General features: G+C 66.3%; 21 protein-coding genes. 11 read left to right on the top strand and 10 right to left on the bottom strand.

Annotation, left to right across the window (positions count from 1 at the left end):
* Positions 1 to 34: 34 nt before the first annotated feature.
* The gene (locus tag ACIBH4_RS24210; protein ID WP_362769197.1) at positions 35 to 1,114 is read right to left on the bottom strand and encodes a LysR family transcriptional regulator; all 1,080 of its coding nucleotides are present in this window, start codon (positions 1,112 to 1,114) and stop codon (positions 35 to 37) included.
* Positions 1,115 to 1,184: 70 nt separating this feature from the next.
* Here ACIBH4_RS24210 and ACIBH4_RS24205 point away from each other — a divergent pair, with 70 nt between their 5' ends.
* The gene (locus ACIBH4_RS24205) at positions 1,185 to 2,054 is read left to right on the top strand and encodes a dihydrodipicolinate synthase family protein (protein ID WP_362516478.1); all 870 of its coding nucleotides are present in this window, start codon (positions 1,185 to 1,187) and stop codon (positions 2,052 to 2,054) included.
* A 52-nt stretch (positions 2,055 to 2,106) separates the two neighbouring features.
* Here ACIBH4_RS24205 and ACIBH4_RS24200 read toward each other — a convergent pair whose 3' ends face one another.
* Positions 2,107 to 2,517 (bottom strand): VOC family protein, encoded by a 411-nt coding sequence (locus ACIBH4_RS24200; RefSeq protein ID WP_362769200.1) that lies wholly within the window; start codon positions 2,515 to 2,517, stop codon positions 2,107 to 2,109.
* Positions 2,518 to 2,527: 10 nt separating this feature from the next.
* A complete protein-coding gene (locus ACIBH4_RS24195; protein WP_362516482.1) occupies positions 2,528 to 2,968 on the bottom strand; it encodes a helix-turn-helix transcriptional regulator in 441 nt (146 codons plus the stop codon).
* A 54-nt stretch (positions 2,969 to 3,022) separates the two neighbouring features.
* Here ACIBH4_RS24195 and ACIBH4_RS24190 point away from each other — a divergent pair, with 54 nt between their 5' ends.
* Together ACIBH4_RS24190 and ACIBH4_RS24185 are read left to right on the top strand one after the other, a co-directional pair.
* The gene (locus tag ACIBH4_RS24190; protein WP_362516484.1) at positions 3,023 to 3,946 is read left to right on the top strand and encodes an MBL fold metallo-hydrolase; all 924 of its coding nucleotides are present in this window, start codon (positions 3,023 to 3,025) and stop codon (positions 3,944 to 3,946) included.
* Between the two features lie 3 nt (positions 3,947 to 3,949).
* Positions 3,950 to 4,540, top strand: coding sequence for a TetR/AcrR family transcriptional regulator (locus ACIBH4_RS24185; RefSeq protein WP_362516486.1), 591 nt, complete (start codon positions 3,950 to 3,952; stop codon positions 4,538 to 4,540).
* Between the two features lie 62 nt (positions 4,541 to 4,602).
* Here the strand turns inward: ACIBH4_RS24185 and ACIBH4_RS24180 are convergent, their stop codons facing one another.
* The gene (locus ACIBH4_RS24180) at positions 4,603 to 5,343 is read right to left on the bottom strand and encodes an NPP1 family protein (protein WP_362516488.1); all 741 of its coding nucleotides are present in this window, start codon (positions 5,341 to 5,343) and stop codon (positions 4,603 to 4,605) included.
* 438 nt (positions 5,344 to 5,781) lie between these two features.
* Here ACIBH4_RS24180 and ACIBH4_RS24175 point away from each other — a divergent pair, with 438 nt between their 5' ends.
* The 3 genes from ACIBH4_RS24175 (at position 5,782) to ACIBH4_RS24165 (ending at position 7,865) form a co-directional block, all read left to right on the top strand.
* Positions 5,782 to 5,913 (top strand): hypothetical protein, encoded by a 132-nt coding sequence (locus ACIBH4_RS24175; protein WP_362516490.1) that lies wholly within the window; start codon positions 5,782 to 5,784, stop codon positions 5,911 to 5,913.
* A gap of 303 nt (positions 5,914 to 6,216) precedes the next feature.
* Entirely contained in the window at positions 6,217 to 6,735 is a 519-nt protein-coding gene (locus tag ACIBH4_RS24170) for a SigE family RNA polymerase sigma factor (RefSeq protein WP_362516492.1), read from the top strand.
* A complete protein-coding gene (locus ACIBH4_RS24165; RefSeq protein ID WP_362516494.1) occupies positions 6,732 to 7,865 on the top strand; it encodes a hypothetical protein in 1,134 nt (377 codons plus the stop codon). The genes ACIBH4_RS24170 and ACIBH4_RS24165 overlap by 4 nt, the downstream gene beginning before the upstream one ends.
* 230 nt (positions 7,866 to 8,095) lie before the next feature.
* On the opposite strand, the gene ACIBH4_RS24160 is transcribed toward ACIBH4_RS24165, so the two are convergent.
* The 4 genes from ACIBH4_RS24160 to ACIBH4_RS24145 form a co-directional block, all read right to left on the bottom strand.
* Positions 8,096 to 9,229: a hypothetical protein gene (locus tag ACIBH4_RS24160; RefSeq protein ID WP_362769203.1), complete on the bottom strand. Its 1,134-nt coding sequence runs from the start codon at positions 9,227 to 9,229 to the stop codon at positions 8,096 to 8,098.
* A gap of 192 nt (positions 9,230 to 9,421) precedes the next feature.
* A complete protein-coding gene (locus ACIBH4_RS24155; protein ID WP_362769206.1) occupies positions 9,422 to 10,234 on the bottom strand; it encodes an SDR family oxidoreductase in 813 nt (270 codons plus the stop codon).
* 136 nt (positions 10,235 to 10,370) lie between these two features.
* Positions 10,371 to 10,709: a metalloregulator ArsR/SmtB family transcription factor gene (locus ACIBH4_RS24150; protein WP_362516500.1), complete on the bottom strand. Its 339-nt coding sequence runs from the start codon at positions 10,707 to 10,709 to the stop codon at positions 10,371 to 10,373.
* The gene (locus ACIBH4_RS24145) at positions 10,706 to 11,155 is read right to left on the bottom strand and encodes an SRPBCC domain-containing protein (protein ID WP_362516502.1); all 450 of its coding nucleotides are present in this window, start codon (positions 11,153 to 11,155) and stop codon (positions 10,706 to 10,708) included. Before ACIBH4_RS24145 ends, ACIBH4_RS24150 begins: the two co-directional genes overlap by 4 nt.
* A 337-nt stretch (positions 11,156 to 11,492) precedes the next feature.
* Between ACIBH4_RS24145 and ACIBH4_RS24140 the strand changes: the two genes are divergently transcribed.
* The 5 genes from ACIBH4_RS24140 (at position 11,493) to ACIBH4_RS24120 (ending at position 17,016) form a co-directional block, all read left to right on the top strand.
* Complete coding sequence (locus ACIBH4_RS24140) at positions 11,493 to 11,975, top strand: GNAT family N-acetyltransferase (protein ID WP_362516505.1); 483 nt, start codon at positions 11,493 to 11,495, stop codon at positions 11,973 to 11,975.
* 713 nt (positions 11,976 to 12,688) lie between these two features.
* Complete coding sequence (locus ACIBH4_RS24135) at positions 12,689 to 13,894, top strand: cellulose binding domain-containing protein (protein WP_362516507.1); 1,206 nt, start codon at positions 12,689 to 12,691, stop codon at positions 13,892 to 13,894.
* Between the two features lie 322 nt (positions 13,895 to 14,216).
* Entirely contained in the window at positions 14,217 to 15,329 is a 1,113-nt protein-coding gene (locus ACIBH4_RS24130) for an ABC transporter substrate-binding protein (RefSeq protein WP_362769208.1), read from the top strand.
* Between the two features lie 339 nt (positions 15,330 to 15,668).
* The gene (locus ACIBH4_RS24125; protein WP_362769211.1) at positions 15,669 to 16,604 is read left to right on the top strand and encodes a leucine-rich repeat domain-containing protein; all 936 of its coding nucleotides are present in this window, start codon (positions 15,669 to 15,671) and stop codon (positions 16,602 to 16,604) included.
* A gap of 79 nt (positions 16,605 to 16,683) precedes the next feature.
* Positions 16,684 to 17,016 carry a hypothetical protein gene (locus tag ACIBH4_RS24120; protein ID WP_362769214.1) on the top strand — a complete coding sequence of 111 codons (333 nt, stop codon included), beginning with the start codon at positions 16,684 to 16,686 and terminating at the stop codon, positions 17,014 to 17,016.
* Positions 17,017 to 17,191: 175 nt separating this feature from the next.
* Here ACIBH4_RS24120 and ACIBH4_RS24115 read toward each other — a convergent pair whose 3' ends face one another.
* Positions 17,192 to 17,530, bottom strand: coding sequence for a helix-turn-helix transcriptional regulator (locus ACIBH4_RS24115; RefSeq protein ID WP_362516513.1), 339 nt, complete (start codon positions 17,528 to 17,530; stop codon positions 17,192 to 17,194).
* A complete protein-coding gene (locus ACIBH4_RS24110) occupies positions 17,527 to 17,889 on the bottom strand; it encodes a type II toxin-antitoxin system RelE/ParE family toxin (protein ID WP_362516516.1) in 363 nt (120 codons plus the stop codon). The genes ACIBH4_RS24115 and ACIBH4_RS24110 overlap by 4 nt, the downstream gene beginning before the upstream one ends.
* Positions 17,890 to 18,318: the final 429 nt, after the last annotated feature.

Below are 18,318 nucleotides of genomic sequence, written 5' to 3'. Positions count from 1 at the left end.
GCGACCATCCGGTGCCCGGACTACCGGGGGAAGCTCACGGTGCTTCTGGCCACCCGCCGACCTGTTCCCTTCTCAGGTGCTCCTCGGTCGCGGCGCGGATGGCGCGGACGCACGCGGCGACCGCGGGGTGCTCGGCGGCTCCTCGGCGGTAGGCGATCCGGGTCCTGCGCCGTGCCCGTAGCGGCAAGAGGCGCACGCCGTCCGGAAGGCGACCGGCGCCGAGTTGTGGCACCAGAGCGACACCCTGACCTGCGGCGACCAGGGTGAGCACGGCGGTGAAATCATCCACCTGGTGGCGTACCCTCGGCGCGAATCCCGCCGCCTGGCAGGCGCGTACCGCCACGGTATGGCAGAGGGTGCCGGGCGAACCCACGATCCAGTCCGCCTCACGGAAGCCGTCGACCGGATCTGCGGCTGCCACGGCGCCCTCCGTATCGGCTGAATACACGCCCGCCACCGCCCCGACCGAACATGCGGATGTCCCGGCGCCGGCCGGATCCGTGAGTGCCGTGCTGTCCGCTGCGCCGGGAAGCTCGGGCAAGACCGTCTCGTCCGGCCGCGACGTCGTATCGAGCGCCGCGCCACAGGGAACCGCGAGGAAGACCGTCTCGTCCAGCAGGGGTGTCGAGTCGAGCGTCGGGTCGGGCTCGACGGGGGCCAGGTCGTAGTCGTGCAGCAGTGCCACGTCGAGGTGCCGTTCCCGCAGCGCGTCGGGGGCGGCGGCCGGGTCCAGTTCGGTGACCATCAGGGCGAGCCCCGGATGGTCGCGGCCCAGCGCGACGAGGGCCGCTGGCAGCAGGGTGTGCACGGCGGTGGGGAAGGCCCCGATGTGCACGGTCCCGCTCAGGCCGGACCGGGCGGCGGCGAGGGTCGCCGAGGCCGCCTCCAGTTCGGCGAGCACGGTCTCGGTGTGCTCGACCAGCGCGACGCCCGCCGGTGTGAGGGTGACCCCGCGACCGGTCCGTTCCAGCAGTGCCACCCCCGCCTCCCGTTGCAGCGCCGCGAGCTGCTGGGAGACGGCCGACGGCGTGTAGGTGTGGACCTGGGCCACCGCGGCGATGGTGCCGAGTCTGGCCAGGTCGCGGAGCAGCCGCAGTCTGCGAACATCAAGCATAAGATCAGCTTACGTATGTCTTTATGAATCGGAACTGGTTCTTCATATTTGATCGCGCGACGATGGCCCCATGACGCTCAACGGTCTCTACGTCCCATTGATCACTCCGTTCGAGACCTCCGGCGAGGTGGCCCTCGGCGCACTGGAACTGCTCGCGCGGCGGCTGCTCGACGACGGCGCGACGGGCTTGGTCGCGCTCGGCACCACGGGGGAATCCGGCGCGCTCACGGAAGCGGAGAAGCGCGCCGTGGTCGAGGTGTCGGCCCGGGTCTGCCGGGAGCGGTCGGCGCCGCTCGTGGTGGGCGCCGCCACGGCCGAGGCGTTGCGGCGGCTGGGCGACCACCCGGAGGTCGTCGCCGCGCTCACGGTGGTGCCCCCGTTCGTACGCCCCGGTGAGGAGGGCGTTCTCGCGCATTTCGCGCACCTCGCCAAGCTGAGCCCGGTGCCGCTCATCGTCTACGACGTTCCACGTCGCACGGGCCAGCACCTGTCGGCCGGGACCTTGCGGAGGCTCGCCGCGATCCCCGGCGTCGCCGGGTTGAAGTCCTCCCCCGGTGCGATCACCGACGACAGCATCGAACTGCTGGCTGACCCGCCTCCCGGGTTCGCGATCCTCGGCGGCGACGATCCGCACATCTCGCCGCTGCTGGCACTCGGCGCGCACGGCGGCATTCTGGCCTCGGCACTGGTCGCCACCGCCGACTTCGCGCGGCTCGTCACCGCGTGGCGGGCCGGTGACGTGTCCGAGGCGCGCGCCCTCGGACACCGTCTGGCGCCGCTCTCGCTCCGGCTGTTCGCGGAGCCGAACCCCACGGTGATCAAAGCCGTGCTGCACGCGCGGGGCGACATCCCCACCCCCGCCGTACGGCTGCCGCTGCTGACCGCTTCCCCGGACACGGTGGCGGCGGCGCTGGAGTCCTGGCAGCCGCTCCGTCCGTGAATCGGAACCGGCGCCGTCAGGAAAGCCGTCGTTCGCGCGTTTCTCGCGGTGGTTACGCCTTGGGCGCCTGCGAGATGCGCACCATGTTGCCCGAGGGGTCCCGGAAGGCGCAGTCGCGCGGGCCCCAGGGCTGGTCGATGGGCTCCTGCAGCACCTCGGCGCCGAAGTCGCGCACCATCTCGAAGGTCGCGTCGACATCGTCGGTGCGGAACACGGTCATGGGCAGGACCCCCTTGGTCAGCAGCTCCTGCAGGGCGTCGCCGTCGGCCTGGGACCGGCCGGCGTGCGGCTCGGAGAGCACGATCTCAAGGTCCGGCTGGGAGGCGCTGCCGAGGGTGACCCAGCGGAACCCGCCCGAGGCGACGTCGTTGCGCACCTCAAGACCGAGCGCGTCGCGGTAGAAGGCGAGCGATCCGTCCAGGTCGTTGACGGTGACGTGGCAGTACTGGAGAGAAATGGTCATGTGGCCAACGCTAGATGACCGTGGCGCGGACCACTTCTCCGATCCTGACCTGTTGGTTCCTCGTCGGCCGGGTCTGCACCTTGGCCACGCAGGCGGGCATCGCCCGCACCGCACGGTGCTCCTGGGCCCGGTACGCGCTCGGCGTCATCTTCACGAGCTCGGTGAACCGCGAGCTGAACGAGCCAAGGGAGGTACAGCCGACCGCCATGCACGCGTCGGTCACACTCATGCCCCCGCGCAGCAGCGCCATCGCCCGCTCGACCCGCCGGGTCATGAGGTAGCTGTACGGCGTCTCACCGTAGGCCGCCCGAAACGCCCGAGAGAAGTGCCCCGGCGACATCAGCGCGTGGCGGGCCATTGTCGGGACGTCAAGCGGACGTGCGTACTCCCGGTCGATCAGATCCCGCGCCCGGCGCAGGTGCGCGAGGTTGGCAAGGTGCGACTGGTCCATGGAACGAGAGTATCCGAGGTAGAAAATTACTAGACCAGTCTGTAGAGTTCACTCATGCGGATTCATCATCTGAACTGCGGGACCATGCGTCCCATCGGCGGACGCCTGGTCAGCGGGACCGGCAGCCTGCTCACCTACGCGCGGAACGTGTGCCACTGCCTGCTGATCGAGACCGACGACGGGCTCGTCCTGGTCGATACCGGGCTGGGCATGGGCGACGTACGGGACCCCGGGAGACTGAACACGGTGTTTCGGCGGCTGGTACGGCCCGTGCTGTCCGCCGAGGAGACAGCCGTGCACCAGGTCGTCCGGCTCGGCTACGAGCCCGGCGACGTCCGGCACATCGTGCTCACCCACCTGGATTTCGATCACGCGGGAGGGCTTGGCGACTTCCCCAACGCCAAGGTCCACCTGTACGCGACGGAGTTGGAGGCCGCGCGGCGTCCGCTCACCACCCTGGAACGGTCTCGCTACCACACCTCGCACTGGGCACACGGCCCCGACTGGGTGACGCACGCCGCCGGCGGCGACGACTGGTTCGGCTTCTCAGCGGTACGTGACCTGCCGGGGCTGCCACCCTCGATCCTGCTCGTGCCGCTGGCCGGGCACACGCGCGGGCACGCCGGTGTCGCCGTCGACACCGGCCACAGTGACCACGGCACGGCGCGGTGGCTGCTGCACGCCGGCGACGCCTACTTCAATCACGCCCAGATGGCTTCCACCCCCTCCTGCCCGCCGGCCACCGACTTGTTCCAGACCTTGATGCAGGACGATCGCGCCACACGCCTCGACAACCTTCACCGGCTCAACGAACTCGCGCGTACCGGTGCGGTGGACATCTTCTGCGCACACGACAAGACCGAACTCGACCGTGCCCGGTCCGCGGTGTTCCCCGAGCCGTCGAGCAGCCCCGCAGGCGGCGCCTCGCCCGCTCCATCGGATCGCGGCGACCTCACTCCCGCACCGGCCACGGAGTAGACCATGGCACCGCGAGGCCAGACCAGGCGGCAAATTCTCGACACCGCCCAAACCCTGTTCCAGCGACAGGGCTACCACGCCACCGGCGTCAACCAGATCCTCGCTGAGGCAGAGGCCCCTAAGGGAACGCTGTACTTCCACTTCCCCGGAGGAAAGGAGCAACTCGCCGCCGAAACGGTCACCCGGGCCGCACAGGAGTGGGGCCGGGCCATCGACGACGCCCTCCGCCAGGCCGATGATCCCGCCACGGCCATCTCCGAGATCACCAACCTGCTCAGCGGCTTCCTGCAACGGTCGGACTTCCGCGACGGCTGCCCGCTCGCCACCGTTGCCCTGGAGGTCGCGGCCGACAGCGACCAGGTCCAGGCCGCCTGCGCCCACGGCTACCAACACTGGATCACCCTCATTGCGACTCACCTCCGCGAACGAGAGATCCCCGACGACACGGCGGAAGAACTGGCGGCGTTCATCCTCTCCTCCATCGAAGGGGCCCTCCTGCTCTCCCGAGTACGACGTGACACCACCCCCCTCCGGCAAGCCGCTGTCCGGCTCACCGCCATCGTCGCCCAGGAGATTCCCCGGCAGGACGCCTGATCTCGCCACATCGAGAGATCAGGTGTCCGACGATCAGGCGGCCGTCTCGACAGGCGGACTCGTCAGGCCCAGGGGTCGAAGGGGATGCCACTCGGCTTGGCGCGCGAGAGGAGGTCCCCGAACCTGCCATCATTGATCTTGATCGTCGCGGCCCCGAAGTCCGCGCTCATCAGCCTGTCGCGCAGCGAGGTGCTGGGCCAGCCGTTCCAGTCCACGAGCGGGGGGTAGCGCCAGTTGTGGTAGTGGTTCTCCGGCGGCTCGTCATTGCCGTTGGCGAGCCGGAAGAAGTGCGTGGACAACCCGTCCTTGTGGTAGACGACCTTGGGATGCGACCCGTCGAAGCGCACCTGCGAGCGCGGGTAGGTCACGACGCTGCTGTGTTGCGTGGTCGAGAGATACTCCACCTGGTTGGACGCCTGGTTGACCCAGGAGATGACGTGTTCCCAGTCGTGTCGGTGGCCGCCGAGGCTGATGCCGGGCAGCGCCTGGTCCTTCTCGAAGTAGCTGGCGTACACGATGGCGCACCATCCGCTGTTGCACTTGGAACGGGCGTAGGTCTGCGAGTTGTCCAGGTCCGACTGGTCACGGCAGTTGCCGTTCACCGCGCCGGTCGGGTTCAGCCCCGCAGCGAGGGTTCCGTCCGGTCCGATGGCGGGGGTGGCGTAGCAGCCGTCGCCGTCGTAGTCGTAGGCCGGCGAGAACGAGGACTCGTACCCTCCAGCCGACTGAGGCAGATTGCCGGGCGGAGCGGCATGGGCCGCCGACGCGGGGATCACGACCCCCAGCACGGCGACGCCGAACACGATCCCGAGCCGCGAACGCCTGCGCGTGAAGAACGTGGGGGAGGATGTGCTCCTCTCTGAGGTGGTCGCTGACTTCGATGCCCTCGCGGTGGACGTGAATGACGACAGCTTTCGCATGCTTCCGCCTTCTCGAAGAACTGACTTCATGACCTGACGGCGCTTCGGCGTGCCGGGGCGTCGGCGGTGTGCTCCGCGCCGATATGAGCACGCCTCGCACTTTCACGGCACCACGGAACCGACGCTTGATCAAGGTCTACGGACCAAATGGCGCCAATACGTATCGGCGAGGTCCGAAAGGTGAACCACAGGCGGCGACCGGTAGGCAGACCTGTCACGGAGAGGGGAAAAGGATCAGCAAAGTCATCTCCAAGGCGTCTACAAGTTCGTCTTGGGAGCATCCCTGCATCAGGTTCGCTATCCGAAAGGGGTCATCGAGAGATGAACGACTTCGCAATCACCGCTCGTGAGCTCGACGAGAACGAGCTCGCCGGCGTCACCGGCGGTCACCGTCCGGACTACGACTGGATGAACTACGACTGGCGCGACGCGGTCATCTGCGCCCTGCCGTAACCATGGGACGGGGGCCGCTCTCACGGGTCGGCCCCCACCTCAGGTCGTACGACAGGCTGTACACATCACCGAAGGCATGGGTGTCGTCACCCGGTCGACCACCCCAGAGCTCGGCTCCCCCGCCCGCACACAGATCCGTCCCGATCTCGCCGCGCCTTACCGGAGAAACACATCCGGCTGTGAACAGTGCCCGTGTCACGACCCGCCGCGGCGGGTCGCTTTCGCCATAGAGAAAGGCGTAGAGAAAAGACTGCAACCTTTCGCCCGATGAGTCGCGTTGGGAACGGGCGAGAGGAGATCACAGTGGATCGTTATGACGGCTTCCGCGAGTTCGTGCTCGCCCGCCAGCAGACGCTGATGCGAACCGCGTACCTGCTGACGGGAGACGCCCATCTCGCCGAAGACCTGCTGCAGAGCGTCCTGATCAAGATCGTGGGGCACTGGCCCAAGCTGTCCAGGAGCGGCAATCCCGAGGCGTATACGCGCAAGGCGCTGGTCAACCAGTACATCTCCTGGCGGCGTCGGCCACATCTTGAGTTACCGAGCGCCGATCCACCCGAACGCGGTGCCTTTTACGACGGGGCCGCGCTCGACCGGATCGTGCTCCGGCAGGCGCTGGCCAAGTTGACGCCCAAGCAGCGTGCCGTGATCGTGCTGCGCTTCTGGGAGGACCTCACCGAGGCGCAGACGGCCGAGGTGCTCGGCTGCTCGATCGGCACCGTCAAGAGCCAGGCCCATCACGCGCTGACCCGCCTGCGCACGGTCGCGCCCGAACTCGCGCACCTGCTGTCCGATTCCGAGCTCACGGAGGTGGCCCGATGACAAGCTTGCGTAAGACGCTGGGCGACATCGCCGACGAGGCTCCACCGGTGAGTCTGGCCGACCTGGCCGACCGGGCCGTCACGGGTCACCGGCGCAGGCGGCGCACCATCCTGACGCTGGCCGCTGTCGCAACGGTCATGGCGCTGGGCGTGGGAACCGCGGGCATGACGCTGGTGGGGTCGCGTGGCGACTACGGCGACTACGGCGACTACACGGTCACGCCGCAGCGCGCGGACACACTGCCCGAGCTGCCCGACGGCAAGGTGGAACCACTCGGCTACGCGTACCAAACCCCCTGCAAGGTCGACAAGAAGACGCGGCACGTCGACTGCGGCGTCATCGAGTGGCGGGTGGTCACCCGCACCGGCACGACCTACCGAGTGCCGCAGGCACTCACCGAAACCGTCAAGGCGTTTCGCGTCCCCATCTCGATCAGCCGGGACGGACGCATGCTCGCCTACTACAGCCGTCAGGCCCAGGCGCATGTGGTCCGCGACCTGGTGAGCGGCTCCACGGTGACCTCCTCTGTCACGGTGAAGGAGGAGCAGCTCGGCGTGGGCACCATGCTCGTGGTCTCCGACGACGGCCGCTACGTGGTCTTCGACCCGCGTGAGGGGAGCAAGCAACCCGGGCTGCTGATCGACATGCACACCGGCAAAACGGTGTCGATACCCGGCGAGTACGAGACGATCGGCATCAAAGACGGCGTTGCCCAACTGGTCCGTTACCGCAAGACCGACCTGTGGCTGATGCCCGTCACCGGTGGAGGCGCACCGGTGCGCTTCGACGGCGTGTTCATCATGTTCAGCGAGCTCTCCCCGGACGGCCGGACGGTGGCCGCCTTCGAGTTCGGGAAGCAACGCATGGAGAGCCACTCGCTCACCCTGCTCGATGCCAAGACCGGGCGGACCATACGGAAGGTGGTCATCCGCGGCCTGCCGAAGGCCGGCGGCATCCTCGACACCTCCCTCTGGCGGAACAGGGCCGAGGTCACGCTTTTTTACCTGCACAACGGAGGGTCGCGCAGCAGCTATGCGATCGACATCAATACCGGCCGGGCCCGACAAACAGCTCGTTACCCGAATGTGTCTCCGTACATGCTCTTTCCTGGAGTCGTGAGCAGCAAATAGAGCTCGTGCGAAAAATCCCTGGATGAGGATATCGATGGTGGGGTGGCTTGTCGTGGAGCACGGGGCCGTCGATGACAAGGAAGCGCGCCACCTATCCGATAGCGCGCGAGAATTCCTTGCCCCGCCGCTCCCGGCGGGGCAAGGAGGGCAGTCGAATACTTCCGACGAGAGATCGTTAATTCACCGGCCTATCGGCTGCCAGCCCTGAGCGAGGTTCCGGTTCGTCGAACTCATCGCACGCAAGACGACTCAGCGATGCGAGCCAGGTCCAGGACGGTGTAGCGCTCACGATTGCCTACCCAGAACAAGGTCGACCCCTCGGGCGAGGTCGCCCCCACTTTGATCTCATGCCATGGCATCCCACGTTTTTGCAGAGCAGATGAACCAATCACAGCGGTCCGCTTCGTGCAGCGATCATAGAGCTGGATAAGAGGTCCGAGTTGGGCCGCACCCCAAGTGATCTCACGGGAATCATCACCGCGAATTGTCGGGAGGCCGAGAAGAAAGATCGTCTCACGGAACGGCGCCATCCTGAGGTTAGCGTCTCCCGGCAGCTCCGTCCGCTCGGCGCCGTCCAATCGCATGATGACAACCTTACGCATTTCATAGGGCACGCTCTCGGCTTGACCGACGCACCAGACGGGCCCGCAAGTCAATTCACGAAGATCCCTCCCACCGGTGACATGTCTTTCCTCGCCGGTGGCGAGATTGATCACAGTACGTTCGCTCACATCCCAAGCCCACGGCCAGTTGGTGACCCTGAGTTTTCTGTCAGGCCGAACCGGCTCCGGACGGCCTCCGGACATCGAGGCCTTCCAGACGTCACCCTCGTAGCCCCACCACGCCGCGGTGTCTTCCGTTATCTGGAAACCGAAGATTTGTTGATCTTTGTTTATTGGCAGGCGTGTCACCATGCGCATGGAACCACCGACTAAGGGCATGGCCCACAGCTCGACATGACGCTGGCCGCCATAGGTCGCCCCCGGCGCATAGCCGCTGACAAGCCACGCTACCTGTGTAGCACTCAAAGCCGTGTGCTCGATTTCAAAGCACCCTCCACACTCCGCCCACCTTGGCGCTGTGGACAGCTGGCGATGACGGCCGCTCCGAGTGTTGACGTTGAAGAACGTAGGGCGCTTCGCCCAATCCCTCATGAGCATTTCATGCTTGCCGAGCATCGCCACCGGCAGCAGGGTGCCCCCGCCCTTCAGCTTTCTTGGAGCGGAACCCACAGCATCCGGCCAGATATCCTTGACAGGATCCAGAACCGGCAACGCCGGGAGATGTTCAGGCCGCGCGGGCGACTCTGGAGCCGAACAAGCCGTCACCGCGACCTGAAGGGCAAGTGCCAGGGCCGCACTCAACCATGTAAGTCTATATAGGATTCGCACACGTCATCAGACGTGTGTGAGAAAAGATCGGTTCCGAAAACATATTGCGCCTTTCCCCTCCGGCTCGGTGCTCCACATCTCAGGCGTTCGGCGACACCAGCGGAGCCCGGTATGTGCAGAAAACGATGCAGCTTGGTCTCGTCGGCCTGATCGGGCACAGCGGCCTCAGTCGACAAGTGCGCCGGCGGACAGATTGACGATCGCTCCGGTCATGGCTCCACTTCGCTCTGAGGCGAGGAATGCGGCCGTCTCCGCCACATCGGAGAGCGTGGGCAGCTTTTTCAGAAGCGTTCCCTGCGCCATTCCCCCACCTTCGAGCATTTCCTGGACCGACTGTCCGGCCGCCGCCGCGGTTTGCTCGAAGAGGTCCTTGGTATAGGAACCCGCCGCCGGCGCGTCGGCGACAGCGTGGGGACGGATGCCGATCACCCGGATGTTGCCGGGTGCCAGCTCCGCGGCCAGGACCCGCGAGAACGCCTCCTTGCCGGCCGCGCTCACGCTGTGCCCCAAGATGCCGCCTACCGCCATTTTGGAACCCGGCTCGGACAAGGTCAGGATGACGCCGGGACGCTCGCGGCCCATGTGCCGTGCCACAGCCTTGCTCGTGATGAACAGCGTCCGCAGGAAACCGTCGATCGGCCGCATGAACTCCTCCAGCGAGAGGTCCGCCAGCGAAGTCCCCTGGTCGTGCATGACACTCACGGCGTTGAGGGCGATGTCGATGCCGCCGGCCGTCTCCGCGATCGCGTCGGTGTGCTTTTCGACCGCCTGTTGATCGAGAACGTCGACTTGCGCGGTCTCGACTTTTCCGCCCGTGACGGCGATGTCACGCGCCACGGCGTCGAGCTTCGCCCGCGTCCGCCCGGCGATGAAGACCCTCGCACCTTCCCTGGCGAATACCCGGGCGACCGCGCCGCCGATCGCGCCCCCGCCTCCATAGATCACAGCATTCTTATCTCTGAGCAGCGATCCACTCATACGCGTCCTCCAAAGGTGATCGGTTCTTCCGAATGGTCACGCGGCCTCGATGGTCACACCGTCACCGCCGCGAGTTCTGCCGCGTCCGCGATTACCAGGAGCTTCGGGAAGCAAATGCCCCAGACGACCGGGTTGGTCAGTCGCGTTTCTGACGCTGGATCTGTTCCGCGATGCGCTTGATGCGGTTCAGTCGCGTATCCCACGTCTTGCCGACCTCGTTCAACTGCCGGACGGCGCGGGCGAGCTGCGCCTCGTCGACTTCGTAGCGCCGCTCGCGGCCCATCGGTGTCGCGTGCACGAGTCCCGCGCGATCGAGGACGGCCAGGTGCTTGGTGACCGCCTGGCGTGAGATCGGGAGACGATCGCTCAGGCTGGTCGGCGTACCGACTCCTTCCGCGAGCAACAGGTCGATCAGGCGGCGCCTGGTCGGGTCGCCGATCGCCGACCAGAGTTCGTCGTCGACGGCGACGGTCATCGCGCCACCACGGAAGGGGCGTAGCCCTGCAGCCTGGGCAGGAACAAGTCCCAGCCGCGCTCGTGGTCGTGGAAGGCCTCCTCAAGCACGGCGGCCTCCCAGCCCTTCTCCCGCCAACCGCTCTCGGTCACGCGCAGAATCGTGCCGTCGCCGGAGGGTTCGAGCTCGAAGGTGACCAGGAGAGAGTTGCCCGCATCCGGCAGCTCACCACCGGGAGCGACCCAGTGGAACGCGAACGTGCGGGGCGGATCCACGGTGACCACCGTGATCGGTTCGACCACGGCACGCTCGTTCCACACCAGTTCGCCGACCGCGCCCGGCTCAGGCTCGAACGACGCGTCTTCGGACCACCACATCTTGATGTGCTCGGGACGGCTCACCACATCGAAGACGATCTCCGGTACCGCGTCGATATGGATCTCACGCGCCAGCTTTCCGAACTCCACTACGAACCTCCAATAGGCAACCATCGGTTGCGCATAACTCTAGCGACCACACCGTCAACCCGCAACCTTATGTTGCGCGATGCCTCCGAGGTCGACGTCGAGAACCACCTGACCAGGCGACGAAGCTGCCACCGATCGCCCATCAAGGCACTCGGGACCAGATTCCGATCTATGCCGTTATCCAACGGGGCACTAACATGGCGGACCATGGAGTGCTTTGCCGCTTGGCGTACCCGCCCCTGAGGGCCGGTTCGCTGCCGACACCAGGCCGCGAGCGGGCCGACCGATGCCCTTTTTCGTTCAGGCATCAAGCCCTCAGCCCGAAAGGCGCACTTCCATGCTCATCCGCCCGTTCGTTCAACAGGACCTCACGCGGCTCACCGAATTGACCATCGAGACGTTCCGGCCGTTCTACGAAGACCACTTCCGCCCCCTGGTGGGTGAAGTCGTCTTCGCCAACCGGCACGGCAACTGGCGTGACGACTATCGCGAGCAGGTCGCCGAGCTCCACGACCCGGCCCGGCACAGGTACGTCGCGGTCGCCGAGACCGAGAACGCCATCGTCGGCTACGTCGCCTGGGGCGTCGACCCGGCCGACAGGAACGGCACCATCACGCACCTCGCCATCTCGGCCGAACACCGCCGGCAGCACACGGGCACCGCCCTGTGCGAGCACGCCTTCGATGAGATGCGTGCCCTCGACGTCGAGGTGGTCGAGATCGGTACCGGGGGCGACCCCTTCCACGCACCCGCCAGAGCCCTCTACGAAAAGCTCGGGTGCACCCTGCTTCCAGTCGCCGTCTACTACCGCGAACTCTGACCGACCCCCTCCGGGACAGTGCTCTCACAGGCTGTCCCGGCGGGGGCGAGCAGCCGGCCGACCCGGTTTTCGCGCCTATACGCGCTACGCCGGTCACGCGAAGCCTCACCGAAGGCCGGCGGCTCTCGAATCACGATCCGTTCGAGATCCTCACCTCAGCCCTGGCGAGGGTGGAGTGGCGGTGCCGGTCCACGGAACCCCGGTCGCCATGCGCGCCTTCGGCGGACAGCGGTCCGCACCCGACCGGCTCCATGATCGCGATGAAAGTTTCAGGCGCTTTCATTCGTCGGCGTCCTATGCCGACACACCATAAGACGCGTGTACCCCCAGAGCGGGTCATCGAGAGCTTTACACGGATCTTGACACGTTTCACAGATGTTTCCACACTGAGTCCTCGGAGCGATCTCCGCTGCCGGTTGCCGATGAAGAGACCGCCGATCACGACGCCCTTGTCGTACGCGCTCCGGTACCGGGACGAGGAGGCGACCGATACGGTGCGGAGCCCCCGCACCGAAGGCCACTCGGCGATGGCCGTCACGTACTGATCCCGATGAGGGGCTCACCCGAAGAGAAGGAACACCACAGTGCGACGACGTGTCAGTGAGACTCCGGAGCCTCGTGCCGCCCAGAGTGTCCGATCGGAGCCCGGGCCACAGGGCGGGTGGGGGAAGCGTGCGACAGCCGCGGCGGTCGTCGTCCTCGGGCTGCTCGCGATGATCGTCGTGACTCGGCCGGCATCGGCCGCCGACAACCCCTATCAGCGAGGCCCCGACCCCACCCTGGCCAGTGTGGCCGCCACCAGGGGCACCTTCGCCACCGCGCAGGTCAGCGTACCGTCCGGGAACGGCTTCGGCGGTGGGGTGATCTACTATCCGACGGACACCGGCCAGGGGACTTTCGGCGCGGTCGCGATCGTGCCCGGCTACTCCGCCCGGTTCGCCGACGAGGAGGCCTGGATGGGCCCCTGGCTCGCGTCCTTCGGCTTCGTCGTCATCGGAATCGAGACCAACAGCCGCACCGACGGCGCCGACCCCCGAGCGACCCAGCTGCTCGCCGCGCTGGACTACCTCACCCAGCGGAGTTCGGTACGCGACCGCGTCGACCCCAGCCGGTTGTCGGTGGTCGGCCACTCCGCGGGTGGCGCCGGCGCCCTCACCGCGGCGCTCCGGCGGCCCTCGCTGAAGGCCGTGGTCGGGCTCGCTCCCGGCTCTCCCACGGGAAACCTGAGCCTGGCCGATAACCGGGTGCCCATGATGTTCATCTCCGGGCAGAGGGACACGGTGGTCACGCAGTCCTACCTCAACGGGTTGTACAGCACTCTCCCGGCCTCTGCACAGAGCGCCTGGGTGGAGATAACCGGCGTGGACCACCTGTTCGCGACGAGGGCGAACACGACCGAGATGCGGACGCTGATCCCGTGGTTGAAGATCTTCGTTGACAACGACACCCGGTACACCCAGTTCCTGTGTCCGTTGATGGACTCCACCGGCATCTCGATGTACCGCAGCAAGTGCCCATACGTGCCGCCGGGCGGCTCGTCGCCCTCGCCCTCGGTCACTCCTTCGCCTTCGGTCACCCCGTCCCCCTCACCTTCAGTCACCCCGTCGCCCTCCCCCTCCCCGGGCGCCTGCACCGCGAGCTACCGCACCACGAACTCGTGGCCGGGCGGCTACCAGGGCGAGGTCACGGTGAAGGCGGGCGGCTCGGCGGTCAGCGGATGGACCGTCAGATGGACGCCGGGCAACGGCCAGACGGTCAGTCAAGTGTGGAACGGCACGCTGGCCACCGACGGCTCCGCGGTAACGGTGACGAACGCTGCCTACAACGGCTCCATCCCGGCCTCCGGCACGACCACCTTCGGCTTCCTGGCCGGCGGTACGCCGTCGTCCCCCTCCCTCACCTGCAGCAGCCGCCCCTGACACCCATTCGGCGCGCTGTGACCATCGGTCGGCCAGATGCCACCGTCCCTTCCCCCGGCGTCGCCGATCCATCTCGCCACGACAGGAGTCTCGCCTGCGTCACGACGGTCGCGGAGAAAGAACCTCGCTGTCGCATACCGCGACATACCGCGACTAGAGTCTGGTGCAAAAGTGGATCAAGGTGATAGATGATCACGCCCCCGGGGGCGTGATCATCTGACGAACGGCCAGTTGGAGCGACCGGCAACGTCGCTACCGGCGGGCAATACTCTGCGATCCACACAAACTGCCACCAAATCGTCGCACAAGGGACGCCCGACGCATGAGTACGCCACCATCGCCACCCGGAACGGAGCGGACTGAAGGATCAGCCGTCCAGATCGGTGCCCTCGTTCCGCTCACCCGGCCTGGCTGGGTGGAGGCGGGCCAACACTTGCTCGCCGGGCTCGAGTTGGCCGTTCGCGAGGTCAATGACGCCGGAGGGATCGCCGGAAGACCACTCGAACTGGTGGTTCGAGACACCGCGGCTGATCCGCAGAAGGCCGCGGCGGCCGTGGACGAACTGGCTCGCCTGGGCGTGGCCGCCTTGGCGGGGGAATATCACAGCGTCGTCGCTCGCGCCGCCGCAGCCAGGGCCGACGCCCTCGGCCTGCCGTTCCTCTGCTCGTCGGCGGTTCTCGACGCGCTCACCGAACAACCAACGGAATGGGTCGCGCGCCTCGCTCCGGCGCAGTCCCACGGCTGGCAGATCTACGCGGACTTCCTCCTCGGCGCGGGTCACAGTCGGATCGCCGTAGCGGCCGAGTCGAGTGTCTACTGGGCATCCGGCACCCGTATTCTGCGGAACCACCTCGCCTCCCGCGGCGGAACCGTCATCGAACTCGACATGCGCACGCTCACCCCTGCGGCCGTGTGCGACGAACTCCTCGACAATCGCGCGACAGCTCTCCTTCTCCTGGTCGGCTACCCGGAACCGGCGGTGTCGATCGTCAAGTCCGTCCGCCACGACCGGCGTCTCGCCGAGATCATGATCGGTGCTCCGGCCGGGCAACCGGAGTTCACCGAATGGGCGGCGTCGCTGGGCGACGACAGCGCCGCGATCCCCTTCCTGCGCTACCTGCCCGAGCGTCTCAGCCCACTGGGCGCGCGAGTCGAGACGGCCCTCCGCGAGCGACTAGGCGAAGCGCCGTCTTTCGTCGCTTTCGAGGGCTACGACACGGTCGCCGTCCTCTCCCAGGTGCTGCGTTCTCAAGGCGCGGACCGGGCGCGCACCGCCGGATCCTGGCCGCGCGTTGCGGTCGAAGGCACCCGCGGGCAGATCCGGTTCTCCCGCACGCCAGGCATCAGCGTTTGGCAATGGGCCTGGCCGCCGATCCAAGTCGTTGATCGAGATCCGGCGGAACCTGATCGCTTTCGGATCCTCCACACCGGCTGAGAGAGCACGGAGGTCCGACTGCCCAGATCTGTCCGCATTTGGGGCCGTCTACCTATCTGCTCGTTAGCACCGGGAACTGGTGTGACCGCGCTGGTCATAGCCAGTCGCTCCGCCCTTTGAGCGACAACACGTTAGCGAGCCGACACGGGTGGGGTTGCCGTCATCCACCGTTCCGATGTCGCTCAGGGCCGGGGCCCAGCCCGATCCGGCCTTCTCCTCAATGTGTTGGAGTGATCTACAAGCCGTTTCCCAGTACCGGTCCCTAGCCTCGTCACCGGCCCTCGCGTCTGGCGCGACAGGGCCGAGCTCGAAGACATCGGCAACGACGAGGAGTAAGACATGGTCAGGGCCGAAGACGGCCGGTCGGTCGCCGCCGAGCGGATCAGCAACTGCCTACGGTACAGATGGCCCAGGCTCGACCTGAGCAATCTCCAGCTGGAGACGGTTCCCGAGCCGCTCGGCGACCTCACTCACCTGATCAAGCTCGACCTGAGCGGCAACGGGCTGACCGCGCTACCCCAGTGGTTGGGCGGCCTCACTCATCTGACCGAGCTCGATCTGAACTGCAACGGGCTGACCGTCCTACCCGAGTGGCTGGGCGACCTCACCAACCTCACCACACTCCAGCTGGGCGGTATCGAGCTGACCGTCCTGCCCGAGTGGCTGAGCAACCTCACTGCCCTCACCTGGCTCGACCTCGGTTGCAACGAGCTGACCACTCTGCCCGAGTGGCTGGGCGGCCTCACCAACCTCACCTACCTAGAGCTGCGCTGCAACGAACTGACCGCTCTGCCCGAGACACTGGGTGATCTCACCAACCTCATCTACCTCGACCTGAGCGATCTCCGCCTGGGGACGCTTCCCGAGTGGCTGGGCAACCTCACTCGCCTGAACGAGCTCTATCTGAGCAGCAACGGGCTGACCGTCCTACCCGAGTGGCTGGGCGACCTCACCGCCCTCGCCTGGCTCAACCTGAGCTACAACCAGCTGACCGCTCTGCCTGAGTCGCTCCGCAACCTCACCGTCCTCCGAGAACTCCTACTGGACAGCAACCGGCTGACCGCGCTCCCTGAGTGGATGGGCGGCCTCACTCACCTGAACGCGCTCTACCTGAGCAACAACGAGCTGACCGCCATACCCGAGTGGCTGGGCCACCTCACCACCCTCACCGTCCTCGACCTGAGCGGTAATCAGCTGGTCTCGCCCGAATCGGTGGAGAACCTCGCCGCCCTCCACGAGTTCCACCGGGACGGCTACCGGCTCACCCGCGCATAACGGCGGATTTGAGCCACTGAAGCGACCCAGCTCCCACCGGCCAAGTCGGCGACCCCTCACCGCCGGGTACAAACCGGCGATGCTGCAGGACGACCAAGCCGATGTCTTCCGACTCATCCGGGCGGTTCTGTCCGGCGGCAAGAGTGTCCGGATTCGGGCGTACCGATCGAGGACATCTCATGGCTCGTCGGGCGTCAGAACACAGCGGATCGAGACCGTCTACCGGAAGCAGATCCGGCCGGTGCTCATACAGGGCGCGGAGGCCATGGACGACATCTTCGGAAGTCAGTCACTCAAGCCCCGTCCTGAAGATCAGGAACGGGGCGTTCTGGCTGGTGGGCACTACTGGGTTCGAACCAGTGACATCTCGCTTGTAAGGCGATCCGAACGGGGGCACGACCAGGGCCAATAGTGGCCATGACCTGGGCGTACGGTCCACGCTCGTCCACTGTTGTCCGGCCCCGTCCGGGGTCGTTGTCACCCAGTTGGTCACTCAGCTACGAAACACGGCCAGATGGCACGGCAGCAACGCGAAAGCCCGCAAGGAGAGAAGAACACGGGAAGCACGGCATCCATCATGAACACGATTACCCAGTACGGCGACCGCGAGGCGTATCAAGCACCATGGCCGAGTCGCCGAAGTCGGCCACGATCTTGAGCTGACCTCCGAGCGCCGTTACGTAAGCAGCCAGGGTGGCCACTTCGCTGATCACTCCGTTCTCGATCTGTGAGATGCGGGCCTGTGACACGCCCATCGCCTGAGCGACATCCTCCTGCCGTAGGCCGAGCTTGCGTCTGGCTTCAGCGAGTTGGTAGGCGCGCTGGCGAGCTACGAGCCCATCGCGGAGTCGGGCAACCTCCTGCTCATCGCCGGGCTGGACAAGCTCAGCACGCAGTTCCTCCCATGTCACCGCCTGATCGCTCATTGCTCCCTCTCCTCGAGGTATCGGGCAAAACGTACCTCTGCCGTTTTGATCGCCACGCCATACCAACCGCTCCAGTCGCTGGACTTGTCTCCGGCGACCAGGAACACAGCTTGACGCCAAGGGTCGAAGACGAAGAGCATTCGCACCTCGCTCCGCCCGCTGGATCCAGGCCTCAACTCCTTGAGGTTACGGATAGTCGACCCTTGAAGCGTGTCCACCAAGGGCCGCCCCAGACCGGGACCTTCCTCAGCGACCCGATCCAAGGCCGCAGCGATCAGCAAGAGCGTCTGCCGATCCACCTTCCGTAGCTCGTGAAGCCAGTCACGGACCTCTGGAACGATCACTATCTGCCAGTTCACTCAAGCATAATAAATTTCTTATGTTGATCCAAGAGGAGTTTTGGCAACTCAGCGTATCGACGACGTCACAAAACCTCCCTCGCCTCTTGATGCGGAGACCTTGAGGCAGGGATCACGAGTGGCCCAGAGAAGGAACCCCGCCGGAGTCGCCCAAGCAGCCGGTTGCCCCCGGGTGGGGGCGCGATCGGAGGACCCCTCCATGCCGATCGATCACGATGCGTGCGGGTATGCCTTCGCTCAACCCCGACCTGACCGAACGCTCCCGTCGAGGACACCGCGCCTCGTCGATCATCGCAACGCGATCGTCACGGAGACTGCATCTCGCGAGTAGATCCGTCCGGCGCACCCACAGACGCGGAGGTGTTAGACGAAGCCTTCAGGAGTTAGTCACCCAGTAGCCACCCTCGCCCTGCGCCCAAAGCAAGAGGA

Origin of the sequence: Streptosporangium sp. NPDC050284 (genome assembly GCF_044459525.1) — a bacterium.
Classification (GTDB): Bacteria; Actinomycetota; Actinomycetes; order Streptosporangiales; family Streptosporangiaceae; genus Streptosporangium.
This window is presented reverse-complemented; position numbering and strand designations above follow the sequence as displayed.

Bases quoted from the DNA above. Each gene is read 5' to 3' on its own strand.
- ACIBH4_RS24210 (WP_362769197.1), bottom strand. From the start codon at position 1,114: ATGCTTGATGTTCGCAGACTGCGGCTGCTCCGCGACCTGGCCAGACTC.
- ACIBH4_RS24205 (WP_362516478.1), top strand. From the start codon at position 1,185: ATGACGCTCAACGGTCTCTACGTCCCATTGATCACTCCGTTCGAGACC.
- ACIBH4_RS24200 (WP_362769200.1), bottom strand. From the start codon at position 2,517: ATGACCATTTCTCTCCAGTACTGCCACGTCACCGTCAACGACCTGGAC.
- ACIBH4_RS24195 (WP_362516482.1), bottom strand. From the start codon at position 2,968: ATGGACCAGTCGCACCTTGCCAACCTCGCGCACCTGCGCCGGGCGCGG.
- ACIBH4_RS24190 (WP_362516484.1), top strand. From the start codon at position 3,023: ATGCGGATTCATCATCTGAACTGCGGGACCATGCGTCCCATCGGCGGA.
- ACIBH4_RS24185 (WP_362516486.1), top strand. From the start codon at position 3,950: ATGGCACCGCGAGGCCAGACCAGGCGGCAAATTCTCGACACCGCCCAA.
- ACIBH4_RS24175 (WP_362516490.1), top strand. From the start codon at position 5,782: ATGAACGACTTCGCAATCACCGCTCGTGAGCTCGACGAGAACGAGCTC.
- ACIBH4_RS24165 (WP_362516494.1), top strand. From the start codon at position 6,732: ATGACAAGCTTGCGTAAGACGCTGGGCGACATCGCCGACGAGGCTCCA.
- ACIBH4_RS24155 (WP_362769206.1), bottom strand. From the start codon at position 10,234: ATGAGTGGATCGCTGCTCAGAGATAAGAATGCTGTGATCTATGGAGGC.
- ACIBH4_RS24150 (WP_362516500.1), bottom strand. From the start codon at position 10,709: ATGACCGTCGCCGTCGACGACGAACTCTGGTCGGCGATCGGCGACCCG.
- ACIBH4_RS24140 (WP_362516505.1), top strand. From the start codon at position 11,493: ATGCTCATCCGCCCGTTCGTTCAACAGGACCTCACGCGGCTCACCGAA.
- ACIBH4_RS24135 (WP_362516507.1), top strand. From the start codon at position 12,689: ATGATCGTCGTGACTCGGCCGGCATCGGCCGCCGACAACCCCTATCAG.
- ACIBH4_RS24130 (WP_362769208.1), top strand. From the start codon at position 14,217: ATGAGTACGCCACCATCGCCACCCGGAACGGAGCGGACTGAAGGATCA.
- ACIBH4_RS24125 (WP_362769211.1), top strand. From the start codon at position 15,669: ATGGTCAGGGCCGAAGACGGCCGGTCGGTCGCCGCCGAGCGGATCAGC.
- ACIBH4_RS24120 (WP_362769214.1), top strand. From the start codon at position 16,684: ATGCTGCAGGACGACCAAGCCGATGTCTTCCGACTCATCCGGGCGGTT.
- ACIBH4_RS24115 (WP_362516513.1), bottom strand. From the start codon at position 17,530: ATGAGCGATCAGGCGGTGACATGGGAGGAACTGCGTGCTGAGCTTGTC.